At 40.6% G+C, this 12577-nt stretch carries 12 protein-coding genes; 9 read left to right on the top strand and 3 right to left on the bottom strand.

Going from position 1 to position 12577, the window contains the following annotated elements; all coding sequences use genetic code 11:
* The first annotated feature begins 9 nt into the window (after positions 1 to 9).
* From SHALO_RS08940 to SHALO_RS08930, 3 genes are read left to right on the top strand one after another with little or no spacing between them, the layout of a single operon-like run.
* A complete protein-coding gene (locus SHALO_RS08940) occupies positions 10 to 1338 on the top strand; it encodes an ATP-dependent DNA helicase (protein ID WP_069478220.1) in 1329 nt (442 codons plus the stop codon).
* Between the two features lie 32 nt (positions 1339 to 1370).
* Positions 1371 to 1883, top strand: coding sequence for a hydrogenase (locus SHALO_RS08935; protein WP_069478219.1), 513 nt, complete (start codon positions 1371 to 1373; stop codon positions 1881 to 1883).
* 11 nt (positions 1884 to 1894) lie between these two features.
* Positions 1895 to 2398, top strand: coding sequence for a flagellar basal body-associated FliL family protein (locus SHALO_RS08930; RefSeq protein WP_069478218.1), 504 nt, complete (start codon positions 1895 to 1897; stop codon positions 2396 to 2398).
* On the opposite strand, the gene SHALO_RS08925 is transcribed toward SHALO_RS08930, so the two are convergent.
* Positions 2395 to 2763 (bottom strand): NifB/NifX family molybdenum-iron cluster-binding protein, encoded by a 369-nt coding sequence (locus tag SHALO_RS08925; protein ID WP_025345130.1) that lies wholly within the window; start codon positions 2761 to 2763, stop codon positions 2395 to 2397. The two genes, SHALO_RS08930 and SHALO_RS08925, sit on opposite strands and share 4 nt — an antisense overlap.
* A gap of 123 nt (positions 2764 to 2886) precedes the next feature.
* On the opposite strand from SHALO_RS08925, the gene SHALO_RS08920 reads away from it, so the two are divergent.
* The 6 genes from SHALO_RS08920 (at position 2887) to SHALO_RS08895 (ending at position 9317) form a co-directional block, all read left to right on the top strand.
* The gene (locus tag SHALO_RS08920; RefSeq protein WP_025345129.1) at positions 2887 to 3684 is read left to right on the top strand and encodes an ATP-binding protein; all 798 of its coding nucleotides are present in this window, start codon (positions 2887 to 2889) and stop codon (positions 3682 to 3684) included.
* Positions 3677 to 4321, top strand: a complete 645-nt coding sequence (locus SHALO_RS08915) for a CDC27 family protein (RefSeq protein WP_084010841.1) — start codon at positions 3677 to 3679, stop codon at positions 4319 to 4321. The genes SHALO_RS08920 and SHALO_RS08915 overlap by 8 nt, the downstream gene beginning before the upstream one ends.
* Entirely contained in the window at positions 4318 to 4854 is a 537-nt protein-coding gene (locus tag SHALO_RS08910; RefSeq protein ID WP_025345127.1) for a hypothetical protein, read from the top strand. The genes SHALO_RS08915 and SHALO_RS08910 overlap by 4 nt, the downstream gene beginning before the upstream one ends.
* Before the next feature lie 68 nt (positions 4855 to 4922).
* The gene (locus tag SHALO_RS08905; protein WP_069478216.1) at positions 4923 to 6953 is read left to right on the top strand and encodes an ATP-dependent helicase; all 2031 of its coding nucleotides are present in this window, start codon (positions 4923 to 4925) and stop codon (positions 6951 to 6953) included.
* A gap of 225 nt (positions 6954 to 7178) precedes the next feature.
* Positions 7179 to 7571, top strand: coding sequence for a rhodanese-like domain-containing protein (locus tag SHALO_RS08900; RefSeq protein ID WP_069478215.1), 393 nt, complete (start codon positions 7179 to 7181; stop codon positions 7569 to 7571).
* Between the two features lie 9 nt (positions 7572 to 7580).
* Entirely contained in the window at positions 7581 to 9317 is a 1737-nt protein-coding gene (locus SHALO_RS08895; RefSeq protein WP_069478214.1) for a thioredoxin domain-containing protein, read from the top strand.
* 91 nt (positions 9318 to 9408) lie between these two features.
* On the opposite strand, the gene SHALO_RS08890 is transcribed toward SHALO_RS08895, so the two are convergent.
* Both SHALO_RS08890 and htpG read right to left on the bottom strand, forming a co-directional pair.
* Entirely contained in the window at positions 9409 to 10413 is a 1005-nt protein-coding gene (locus SHALO_RS08890; protein ID WP_069478213.1) for a hypothetical protein, read from the bottom strand.
* Between the two features lie 255 nt (positions 10414 to 10668).
* Positions 10669 to 12540: a molecular chaperone HtpG gene (gene htpG, locus SHALO_RS08885; RefSeq protein WP_069478212.1), complete on the bottom strand. Its 1872-nt coding sequence runs from the start codon at positions 12538 to 12540 to the stop codon at positions 10669 to 10671.
* Positions 12541 to 12577: the final 37 nt, after the last annotated feature.

Genomic DNA, 12577 nt, shown 5'->3' with positions numbered 1-12577 from the left:
GAAGCCTCTTTGAACTTAGCACAAAAACTCATCGACATCTTAAAAAAGGACAATGTTCTCCTCACGGGTGGTGCGGGCGTTGGCAAGAGTTATCTGGTGGGTGAAATCGTTACAGAGCTGCGAAAAGTCGGCAAGCAAATCGTCGTTCTTGGAAGTACAGGGGTGAGTGCAGTCAATGTTGGCGGTCAAACTTTGCACAGCTTTTTTGCCTTTGGCATCTGCACCCACCTCGATGAACTCACCCGTCATGATCGTTACACTAAAGCCAGACTCGTTGAGATCAAAAAAGTGCTTACAAGGTGCGATCTCTTGGTCATTGATGAGATTAGCATGGTTTCGGCAGACTTGCTCGATATGATTTATTATCGTCTTCGCAATGCGGGGTTTGAGGGAAGTGTGCTCTTTGTGGGTGATTTTTTCCAGCTTCCTCCTGTCTCTAAAGGTAAAGAAAATAGTCTGTGGGGCGGTTTTGAGTACGCGTTTGAGAGCAGTTCATGGAATACGTTTGAGCCTGTGGTGGTGGAACTGACGATCACCAAACGCACACACGATGTACTTTTTTTCTCGCATCTTGGCAAAATACGACGTGGCATACTTGATGGTGATACACTCGAATACCTTGAAGCTTTGCGTACAAATGTCGGTGTTTGGGATGATGACCCAACAGTCTTGTTTGGCAGGAACAAAGAAGCCGAGATGCTGAACATCCAAAAATTAGCACAGATCGAGAGTGAGCCTATCGTCCTCAAAGCCAAAGAAAAAGTGCATGAACAGTCTTTACATGTAAACAAAATCGAGGGGTGGAAAAACGCACTTCCCATTCCTGTGGACTTGACCTTAAAAGTGGGTGCAAAGGTGCTTTTTTGCACTAACAAATGGGGCAAATACTACAATGGTGAGCGAGGTATCATCAAGGCGATTGATGAAAATGAGGTCATCGTGGAAAAAGCGGGCGAGCTCGTGAAAGTGGAACGCCAAGAGTACACGTTGCATGAAAATGTCGTTATGGAAGGCGAAGTCAAAGAAAAACCACTCGTTTCCATTGAGCAGTTTCCACTCAAACTCGCTTACGCCATCACGATTCATAAGAGTCAGGGGATGAGCATTGACTCATTGGTCTGCAATATTAACAACATCTTTGAAAAAAGCCAGTTTTATGTGGCGATTTCGCGTGCTCGTTACCCCAAACAGCTTCTGCTCGACTACCACTACCAACGCTTTTTTGAGCATTTGACACGGTGTGTGCAAGTTTCCCCCAAAGTAGGGGAGTTTTACCAAAAATCGGACATCTTAAAAATAGAAGAAGTAAAGAGCGATTCACTTTTTGGCGACTTTTGACGATTTACATGTAAACCACAAGGGGGCAACCTATGGAACTTAATGTAAGTTATGAAAGTACGTCGAGTGCGACGTACAGTACGAAATCCACGATCAGTTTAGACGATGCACAAAAGAATAAACTTAGCGGTAAAGATATTGCAAATGCGTATTTGGTGCAGTATCAAAAACAGATGATGGCACAATCAAGCACCACGTTTGGTGAGCAAGCCAATACGTTTAGCCTAGCTGACATTGGCTACACGGGTACACCCATAGCCGATTTAACGCAAGATGAAGCTGCTGAATTGGTCTCTGAAGATGGATTTTTTGGCATTACCCAAACCAGTGAGCGTATCGCTGATTTTGTCGTTAATGGTGCTGGGGACGACCTTGAAAAACTCCAAGCAGGTCGCGAGGGAATGCTAAGAGGTTTTGCGGAAGCGGAGCAGATGTGGGGTGAAAAATTACCTGAAATTAGTTATACTACGATGCAAAAAGCACTTGAAAAAGTCGACGCACGTATTGCCGAACTTGGCGGGAGTGTACTCGACACATCCGTATAACAAAGGCTCCTATGAGACGCATTTTCATCGCATTTTTACTGTTACATGTAAGCCTTTTTGCTGAGACATTGGTGTTGGAACATTTTAAAGCCAATGTCTTTGCAAAGTCCGATAAAAAGCCTGTTGAAGCGATGGTTGGTCTGATTTTTGAGGGCAAAGAGGTTAAACTTTATGAGTATAAAGTCGTGGACGCGCTCAACATTGTCATTGGCAGTTATTTTGCCGAAGATCTTGTAACCTCACGCGGTAAAGAGCTTTTCAAAGCAACCTTGATTGCGTATGCTAAAAAAACACACGGTTTAGTGATTGATGCCGTGTACATTAAAGAGCTCACTGTCAAAACCAATCCATCAACAAAAGAAATCGTTGATGCTATTAAAAAAGAGGGCGTTTTTCAACAACAGCAACAACAAAATAACGCTCCAAAACAACAACAACAATCTCAACAGCTCAACCTAGCACCTCCTCTTCCAAAACGTTCTTTGATTCCAGAAGAGAATGCGGTTAATTTTTAATGATGATGTTCACAGCTATGATCAGGATTGATCTTGGCTGTTTTGCCTGCTATAAAGTCGCGTAACGCATCTTCTACGGTATCATTTTTGTCATCAAAATAGACATCAATCCCTACATGTAAAAACTTTTTGAGTGGATCTGCTCCAATTCCTGATACAACCAGTGTATTTGCACCTAGCGCTTGAATATTGGAGACAGCATTGGCACAGCCTCCTGTGACATGTCCAGGGTTTTTATGGACACTCACTTCTTGAACAATACCATCAATCACATCAACTGCAGTATAAAAAGTCGCTTTACCAAAGTGTGCACCACGTTTTGCTCCTAGTCCATCTTCTTTCATGGTTGGAAATATTATAGTCATATCTTATCCTTTTAATAATATTTTATAATTTTATCTAAAGCAAGATTAAATAAGTCACAAGCAAACGTCACAGAATATGCTAAAATCAAAAAGTTAAAAAAAAGTATGATTAAAAGAGTAAAAATGAGAGATTTTGAAGCCGCAAAAGAGTTTTTTAAAGATACGGTTGATCCTTCGTTTTATTTTGATAGCATGAGTGCCGAAATTGCTCGCAATAAACTAAGCATTTCCATCGGCGATCCGCTTATTCCGCTTATTTTCATCATGGGTGATCCCGGTGTTGGCAAGAGCCACATCATGCGTGTCATGCACTACTCTGCGATGCGAAATGGTGCGAGTATTTTGATAGAACACCCTTTTTTTGACCCACGCGATCTTTTTAAAGAGCTCTATGAAGCCAGAGAAATGCCTTTTGATAAAAACAAAAGTCAAGGTGAGTTTTTGGATGAACTTTTTGAAGCGTACGTGGGCACATTTTGTACGATCTTCATCGATGAAGCGCAACTTCTCAATGATGAACAGTTTGAATTCCTGCGTATCCTGAGTGACACCAAACTCTTTCAATTTGTCCTTGCCATGCATAAAGATGAGGGGCGGGCTTTGCTTGCAAAAAAGCAGTTTAAAACCCGTACAAAACTGGTCATTGAGTATGGAAATTTGGAAGAAAATGAGATATTACGTTACATTCACACCCTGTTTATGGGGCATACGCACGGTGAAATCGCACTGATGTTTACTAAAAATGAAGCACGTGTGATTGCCCGATATGCCAAAGGCAACTTTAGAATGATAAAAAAGTTTTTGTATACGCTCATGAAACTGCTCGATTATGCGCAGAAAAAGGGGTTGTCGAAGTATCGTAAACTGAACAGTTGCCTTTTAACGATGGCAGCACTTGATATTGGACTGATCCATGACTAGTGTACGTTTTGAAGAGCTTGAAAAACGGTGTGCGAGGCTTAAAAAGATACGGATTTTACGTATTGTTTTTACAATAGCGTTCCTTTTTTTAGGGGGATTTGGCGGATATTATTGGATACACCATAGCAAAATTGTGCCCGTTGTTGTGCCCGTGCCACCTAAGGAGGAGCCTAAGGCGATGATCGTTATTCCAAGCCTTAGTGATCGCAATGAGAGCAATACGACGCTTTTAGAAACAATAACACCTGAAGTGTCACTTGATGAAACACTCTTTTTAGCACCGCATGTTTACAAAGAAGAGGTAAAACTACCTGTTGTTGAGACCGAAGAAGCCACACGCTCTTTACGTGAAGAACACCAGTTGCTCAAAGCGCATAATGCGGTTCCAAATTTTGACAACGCCCATGCGTTGGCGCATTTTTACTTTGAGCGAAAAGCGTATGCAGAGGTGATAATGTGGGCAAAAGAGGCAAGCAAATATAATTCAAGCTCTGAAAAACCGTGGATACTCTACGCCAAAGCAAAGTTTTACCTTGGAGATCGCACAGAAGCTATAAGGTCTTTGGAACTTTTTTTAGGCTATATTAATTCTAAAGAAGCACACGAACTACTAAATTTTTATAAAGGACAAGAATGAGAGTTGTTTTAGCATTATTGGGTCTTTTTTGCAGTTATCTGTACGCCTATTCTTACAACGATCTTTTGAAAGATTATGAGGCGAAAAATTTTGAAAAAGTGTGCAACGATGGTGCCGTTTTTCTGATTCGAAATGATAAAAATGAGCAGATATTAACCGCTATTGGCGATGCGTGCGCTAAAGTTGATTCGATCAACCCTTTAGGCAATGTTGCCAAAAATCTTATCAGTACCAAAGAGTACCGCGAAAGTGGCTCTTATTTTGCAACATTGGTGCTTCAAAAAAAGCTGATTTATCAATTTATGCACGACAATATCAATCTTAAAGAGCTCAAACTTCCTCGTACTGATCATGTCCTTTCTCGCGTTTTTGAGCAACTCTCCAAAGGCAACTATGAAATCGTTGAAAAACGCATTGAGATTAGCACTCCTGAGATGAATTATCTGCTCTGGCTCTCGGATGATGACCCTAAAAAAGTCTATGTCGATGAAAATAAAGATGGAAAGTTGGTTAAACGTCACTGGTATCTGTGAGGCTTTACTTTGTTTTAGGGTGTTTTGGACTAAAATCCCACCTCTAATTTTTTTACTCTAGGAACCCAATGCCTCTTAGCCGACTCAATACTGAGCAAAGAAGTGCAGCAACTGCACCCTCAGGACATAATCTTATCATCGCTAGTGCTGGAACAGGGAAAACCTCGACCATCGTGGCGAGAATTGCCCATCTTTTAAACCAAGGTATTTTGCCTTCGCGTATTTTACTACTGACCTTTACTAACAAAGCGGCGGCAGAAATGTTGGAGCGCGTGGGTGTTTTCTTTGGTAAAAATATCACCTCCCAAATTGAATCGGGTACCTTTCATGCAGTTAGTTACCGACTTTTGAAAAAGTTAGGTCGAAATATTGTTTTAAAACAGCCTAAAGATCTCAAAATTTTACTTAAAAGCATCCACGATAGACGCCGATTTGACCACATTGATTCCACGGCAAAAGCCTATGGTGCGGCGTATCTTTACGATATTTTCTCACTCTACCAAAACAGTACGGTAACACAAAGTTTTTCGGAGTGGCTTGAGTCCAATGACAGCGAACATGGGCTCTTTTTTGATATTTACGAAGATATTTTTGAAGAGTTTCAAGCGCTCAAACGCGAATTTGAGTATGTGGATTTTAACGATCTTTTGATTTTGATGCGTGACACACTCAAGACCACTGATGTGTTGAGCTTTGATGAAGTTTTGATCGATGAGTATCAAGATACCAATACATTGCAAGGCTCACTCATTGATGCATTTCGCTCCAAGTCGCTGTTTTGCGTGGGTGATTACGATCAAAGTATTTACGCGTTTAATGGTGCCAATATTGACATTATCGGTTCCTTTGCAACACGTTATCCCAATGCCAATGTCTTTACGCTTAACAAAAATTACCGCTCATCACATAAAATTCTCTCCTTAGCCAATCGTGTCATTGAAAAAAATCCAAGATTGTATGAAAAAAGGCTTGAAGTTACGCGTGATGGAGCCTTTGAAGCGCCAAAATTGTTGATTTACGATGAGCTTTTTTCGCAGTATCAGTCCATATCAACCCTGATTAAACACTCCATGCATGAGCCTGCTGAGATTGCTGTTATTTTTCGCAATAACTCCACCGCTGATGGCATTGAAGCCACGCTACGTGAGCAGGGCATTGCCTGTAAGCGAAAAGGGGGCATTAGTTTTTTTGACTCTGCTGAAGTAAAAGCGATGCTCGATTTGGTGGGTGTGGTGGTCAATCCTAAAGATATGATGGCGTTTATTCATAGTTTTGAATACGCTAGAGGTGTGGGAAGTTCACTCTCCAAAGAGCTGTTTGATGGGCTTTTTAAACTAGGGGATGGCAACATCTACCAAGGATTTTTTCATCCACGTGAGGATGTGGAAGATCTCTTTAAAAAGCGGGCTAAAAACCATCAGCTAGGACTCTTTGATGACATTATGGACCTTGGTAGTGTGAGTCGTTTTTACAGCTTAGGCTTTGAAGAGCAGTTTCTCTCAAGTCCTATCTTAAAACACCCGAAACTGTCTATTGATGGCGCCAAATTTCTCCACCAGTTTTACAAATTTATGAAGCATGCAACACGCATTAAAACGCCTCAAAGCCTTATCAACCAAGTCTTAAGCTCTGAAGTGTTTAGCGCGATTGCTGAAGTCTTAGCGGTGAAGCGTACGATCAAAAAAGATGGAACGGTGGATGAAAAACTAAAGGCAGAAGCACGTGCGCGTATTTTTCGCAAAGGGCACTTGCTCAAAGATTTGGCAAGCGGTTATGCTTCCAGCGAGCGTTTTTTAAATGCACTCACCCTTGGAAGCAATGAGATGAGTGAAGGCGAGGGGGTCAATTTGCTGAGTATTCACGCGAGCAAAGGGCTAGAATTTAAAGAGGTCTATGTGATTGACCTTATGGATGGGCGTTTTCCCAATCGCAAGCTGATGCAAAAGGGTGGAAGCTTGGAGGAAGAACGTCGTCTTTTTTACGTAGCAACCACACGCGCGAAAGATATGCTCATTCTCTCGTATGCCAAATACGACAAGATTAAAAAGATCAGCTATACCCATTCTCCCTTTTTAGTTGAAGCGGGAATGGTACAATAGGCTTTTTCATAACCTATTGAAAAAAGAGTATCACTTATAGCACATCACTTTTCAAAACTAAAAACATCGCCATAGCTTTGGCTATGACTCAATTTTGAGTTGTAAAAATTAACGCACTCTTAGTGAACTCTTTATCTTTTCAAAGGTTATGAAAAAGCCTATAAGATTTAAAGTTCTGCTAACTTAAAAGAGATAGAATAACTCCTAAAAAGTGAGGAGTTTTTCATGTCTAAAATTTTACTGCTTATCGCCCTTTTTTCGACCTTCTTATTTGCGGAACTACGCCATGTTGACGTAAGCGAAGAAGTTGTTAAAAGTGGCATTAAAATCATCGATATTCGAACCATGCCTGAATGGAAAGAGACTGGAATTGTTAAAGATGCCATTCCACTAACTTTTTTTGATGAACAAGGACGTTATGACGCGGAAGCTTTCATGAAAGCGTTGGATAAATATGTGAGTAAAGATCAAGAGTTTGCCCTTATTTGCCGTACAGGAAGTCGAACTTCTGCTGTTTCGGAGCTTCTTTCAAAGCAAGGCTACAAAGTGGTCAATCTCAAAGGCGGAATGAAGTCGTTGATTCAAAAAGGCTACACACCCACGCCTTACAACCCCTAGGAGTCTGTGATGCACACCAATGAACTGATCCATGAGGATTCTCCTTATCTTTTGCAACATGCCCACAATCCGGTCAATTGGATGGCATGGAGCGATAAAGCGCTTGCCAAAGCCAAAGACGAAAACAAGCTGATCTTTCTCTCCATCGGATACAGTACCTGTCATTGGTGTCATGTGATGGAGCGCGAGACGTTTGAGGACGACGTTAGTGCGAAAGTGCTCAATGATGCGTATGTCAGCATTAAAGTCGATCGTGAAGAGATGCCTGACCTTGACAAATACTACCAAGACGTGCATTATCTGCTGACTAAACGCGCCGGTGGGTGGCCTCTGAGTATCATTATGACACCCACACAGCAGGTTATTTTTGCAGGTACTTATCTGCCACCAGTGAGTGCGCAGGGACGCATGGGTTTTCGTGAACTGACAAGTTTCATCAAAGGTAAGTTTGATGATGAATATGAAGAAGTTCAAAAGAGTGCGCAGAGTATTGAAGCGGCGATCAAACAGTATGAGCGGAGTTTTGAGCAAAAAGAGAGTATTCACACCGAAGCGGTGATTGAAGCTTTTGTGAGCAAGGTAAAAACGAGTTTTGATGATGTTTCCAAAGGCATTGGAAGTGCGCCTAAATTTCCCCATGCGTCGACATGGAACGCACTTTTAGATATTTACGCCCAAACCAAAAACCTTGAAGCGTTGTATATGAGCGAAGATGCGCTGTTTGCGATGGCGACTGGTGGCATAAACGATCAAATTGAAGGTGGATTTTACCGTTACAGCGTCGATGAGGCTTGGGTGATTCCCCATTTTGAAAAAATGCTTTATACCAATGCCGAGCTGATCGAAGTCTATGCTAAGCTTTACACTCTGACACAAAAACCACTGTTCAATGAAGTGGTGGATAAAACCATCGAAGCGATGGATGAGCGCTTTTTAAAAGAGGGACTTTATCTAAGTGCCAGCGATGCGGACAGCGAAGGAGAAGAGGGCAAATACTTTGTTTTTGGCTTGCTCCAAGCCAAAGAGGCACTTTTAAAAGGTGGGCTGAGCGAAGTGGAAACCAAAGCCGTGATGGACTATTTTGGCATCACAAAATTTGGTAATTTTGAACACCAAACCACCAATCCTATTCTTACATGTAACGAAAAACCTGCTCGTTTGGATGAAGCAAAAGCGATTTTAAAAGAGGTGCGCCAAAGAGTGGCGTATCCGTTTATCGACACCAAAATTTTAACCGCATGGAACGCTTTAATGGTTACAGCACTTTTTGAGGCAGGCAAAATAGAAAAAGCAAAAAGTGTACTGGATACGCTCTTGAAGACTTTACATGTAAACGGCGTTTTGTACCACCAAATCGTCTTAGGTGGCAGTTTGAAAGTGGAAGCACTGCTGGAAGATTATGCCTTTGTGATTGAAGCGTTACTGCGTGGCTACGCACATACCAAAGAAGGAAGCTACTTAGAGTTGGCAAAGAAACTAAGCCATGAGTCAGAGCATAAATTTTACAAAGAAGAGACGTGGTATCTCTCTGACAAAGCCTTTCGTGCCAAAGCGGTTTTGGAAGATAACAGCTACAAAAGTCCGCTTTCAACGATGATCAAAAATCTTTTTGAATTAGCGAAGATTGAAGATGATACAGCACTGTTTATTCGTGCGAAAGATATGTTGGAGAGTTTTGGTTCAGGGATTCAAAAGTATGCACATGCCTACCCTGAAGCGGTGAGGGCAGTTGCGCTTTACATGTAAAAGTTAAAAGTTTAAGCTCTCTTTTTTTGTTTAACGTTTAAAATGAGCCAATAAATTACCTGCAAGGTAATTTATTGGCTCCTCTGATTTTTTATACATTACTGCAAACGCTTTTAATACCATTACTTAGTTTCTCTAAAGATGAGACCAAAGAGTCAATATCTTTATCTGTGATAACGATTCTCTGCCCTTCTTTATAAGCAGTATCACCAGATTTATTAATATATTGAGAATCAACGATACCTTCATTATGAGACAGCAAATGTCGCTTTTGATATAAGATGTTTAGTTTTGCGAGTGCTTCATCAGATAGCCAATCGTTATAACCTTTTTGAACAGCAATTGACCACAGTTGACTTCCTTGTTCTAAACGTTGAAATGCATTAAAAGGAATTTTTCCAAAGCCTTCATACATGCCTTCACAATATTTTTGAAATGCAACAACACCATCGGATATACATGTTTCACGAAGTGATCGACAAGTCAACTCGGCTTCGTCTTTTCCTATAGATTCAATTAGTGCTTTTCTAACTATATCAATGCCATCTTTTTTGGCTTTTATTTTTCTAAGTGAATCTGAAAATGTTTGAGTTACTGAATTGTGACCACATGCTGGGCAGAAATAGGCGCTGCCAATTACAGCAAAACGTGCATTACACTTTTCACATTGGATTTCAAGCTGCATTAATTCAGCTGCTTGTGCAGGAATTGTGTAAGTTCTATGAAAACCACCTTTTACTTCCATTGACATAGAAATAAAACTGTTTTTCAGTTGTTTTCGATTAAATTTTTGAGCATCTGATTTTAAAGCATTGTGTACTTTTCCTTGAACGACAGCGAAGGCTTCCGCTTTGGCATGTTCAACTTGCTCAATAGTAAACCACTGATCTGCCGGGGCTTCATGACGACAAAGAGGACACCAAACAGCTTCATCTTTAAAAATGTTCTTCCAGTCTTCTTCATTGACTTTGAAAATAAACTCACATTCTTCTGATGGACATTGTTTGTCTGTATAGCCTTTCTCATCAGAGTCAATAGGAACGGATACAGATTGACCGTTTAAACGTTCTATTTCTTTTATCAGGTCTTCAAACATTTGTGTCTTTTCCTTCATGAGTATAACTATTTATTCAACAAACATTATATACAAAACAGTCTGATATGCCCAAATAAATGATTGATAGATATAAGGGCTAAACTTTTAACTTTCCGTATTTTCTACCTACATGTTACAAATGTTGGACGTCGTGTATGATGTTTTATGAAAATAGAGGGTTAAGGTAGCTTGGAGAGGTAAAGGCAATTCTCTTTTACATGTAAGGAAAAATCCTTACATGTAAATCTATTTTTGTTAAAGTGCTTTAGCGATAAAACGGTTCAAACGTTTGGCGAATGCTGCGGTATCATCGATCTTCATACCTTCTTGAAGTTTTGCTTGGTCAAGCAGTAAGAAAGCGATGTCGTTGAGTTCTAAAAGATCCGCTTTGGCGCTGAGCTTTTTGAAAATCTCATGCTCAGGATTGATCTCTAAGATAGGTTTAACGGCTGGGAGATTGTCTTGTCCCATCTGTTTGAGCATTTGTTGCATTTGGAAATCTGGGTCATTTTTATCGTACACGAGGCATGATGGAGAGTCACTCAAACGGCTAGAGATTTTGACATCTTTGGCATCGTCTTTGAGGATCTCTTTCATTTTTACCAAAATCTCTTTGTAGGTTTTTTCATCCTCTTCGACTTTGGCTTTATCTTCTTTGATCTCTTCATCAATGTCGGAGTTGTTTACGGGTTTGATTGGCGTTTTATCGTACTCGCCCACCATTGGGAAGACGATAGCATCGACCTCTTCATCAAGGAGTAATACTTCAATATCTTTGGCTTTAAACTGCTCAATCAGTGGCGAATTGCGAAGGATTTTTTCATTTTCGCCTGTGATATAATAGATACTTTTTTGATCTTCTTTCATCGCTTCTTTGTACTCTTTAAGACTGACTAATCCATCGCGTTTAGACGATTTGAACAGCACAAGCTCTAAAAGCGCTTCTTTGTTGTCCCAGTCATTGTAAAGTCCTTCTTTAACGACACGACCGAAGTTTTTGTAGAACTCTAGGTATTTTTCACTCTCTTTTTCTTTAAGCGATTTAAGCTCACTCAATATTTTTTTAACCGAAGCTTTTTTGATTGCCTCCAAGACTTTGTTTTGCTGCAAAATCTCACGGCTGACGTTGAGTGGTAGGTCTTCTGCATCAATGATACCTTTGACAAAACGAAGGTAAGTAGGAAGTAGTTCTTTCTCATCATCGGTAATGAAAACGCGTTTAACATAGAGTTTAACACCTGGTTTATAGTCCATTCTGAACAAGTCCATTGGAGGTGTGGAAGGGATGTAGAAAAGCGTTGTGTACTCGTATTTTCCCTCAGCCTTCGTGTGGCTCCAAAGGAGTGGATCGGTGCTATCGTGAGAGATTTGTTGGTAAAAATCTTTGTACTCTTCGGGCTTGATTTGACTTTTGGCGACTGTCCAAAGCGCACTGGCTTTGTTGATCTGCTCATTTTTTATCTCACTGCTTTTTTCTTTGCCTTCATCGTCATACGATTTCTCTTCTTTATCCATAAAAATAGGGAATTGGATGTGGTTTGAGTATTTTTTAATGACGTTTTGAATGCGGTAGAACTCTAAAAATTCATCTTCATCGTCTTTGAGATAAAGGGTAATAGACGTTCCGTGGCTCTCTTTGGAAACTTCGGCGATCTCATACTCAGCACCTGCGGTTGAGCTCCACATGTACGCTTTTTCTTCACCCGCTTTACGGCTAATGACTTCTATTTTATTCGCGACCATAAAGGCTGAGTAAAAACCGACACCAAATTGACCAATCAGGCTAGAGTCTTTCTTTTTGTCACCACTGAGGTTTTGCAAGAAGGATTTGGTACCACTTTTAGCGATGGTTCCGAGATTTTCGATTAATTCTTCTTCATTCATACCAATACCGCTGTCGCTAATGCTCAGTGTTTTGAGCTCTTTGTTGATAGCAATGTCGATACGTGGCACATAGGAGAGCGCTTTGTAGGTTTCATCCGTGAGGGTAAGGTAATTTAATTTATCGAGTGCATCGGAAGCATTGGAGACAAGTTCACGTAAGAAGATCTCTTTGTTAGAGTAGAGCGAGTGAATCATCAGGTCTAAAAGCTGAGTGACTTCGGTTTGAAATTGATGTTTTGACATAATCTATCCTTTAATATGTGTGTAGTTTGAATGTGTC

Origin of the sequence: Sulfurospirillum halorespirans DSM 13726 (assembly GCF_001723605.1) — a bacterium.
GTDB lineage: Bacteria > Campylobacterota > Campylobacteria > Campylobacterales > Sulfurospirillaceae > Sulfurospirillum > Sulfurospirillum halorespirans.
This window is presented reverse-complemented; position numbering and strand designations above follow the sequence as displayed.

Excerpts from the sequence above, each read along its gene's own strand:
- SHALO_RS08915 (WP_084010841.1), top strand. The coding sequence starts at position 3,677 with ATGACTAGTGTACGTTTTGAAGAGCTTGAAAAACGGTGTGCGAGGCTT.
- SHALO_RS08925 (WP_025345130.1), bottom strand. The coding sequence starts at position 2,763 with ATGACTATAATATTTCCAACCATGAAAGAAGATGGACTAGGAGCAAAA.
- SHALO_RS08895 (WP_069478214.1), top strand. The coding sequence starts at position 7,581 with ATGCACACCAATGAACTGATCCATGAGGATTCTCCTTATCTTTTGCAA.
- SHALO_RS08930 (WP_069478218.1), top strand. The coding sequence starts at position 1,895 with ATGAGACGCATTTTCATCGCATTTTTACTGTTACATGTAAGCCTTTTT.
- SHALO_RS08900 (WP_069478215.1), top strand. The coding sequence starts at position 7,179 with ATGTCTAAAATTTTACTGCTTATCGCCCTTTTTTCGACCTTCTTATTT.
- SHALO_RS08910 (WP_025345127.1), top strand. The coding sequence starts at position 4,318 with ATGAGAGTTGTTTTAGCATTATTGGGTCTTTTTTGCAGTTATCTGTAC.
- SHALO_RS08920 (WP_025345129.1), top strand. The coding sequence starts at position 2,887 with ATGAGAGATTTTGAAGCCGCAAAAGAGTTTTTTAAAGATACGGTTGAT.
- SHALO_RS08890 (WP_069478213.1), bottom strand. The coding sequence starts at position 10,413 with ATGTTTGAAGACCTGATAAAAGAAATAGAACGTTTAAACGGTCAATCT.
- htpG (WP_069478212.1), bottom strand. The coding sequence starts at position 12,540 with ATGTCAAAACATCAATTTCAAACCGAAGTCACTCAGCTTTTAGACCTG.
- SHALO_RS08905 (WP_069478216.1), top strand. The coding sequence starts at position 4,923 with ATGCCTCTTAGCCGACTCAATACTGAGCAAAGAAGTGCAGCAACTGCA.
- SHALO_RS08935 (WP_069478219.1), top strand. The coding sequence starts at position 1,371 with ATGGAACTTAATGTAAGTTATGAAAGTACGTCGAGTGCGACGTACAGT.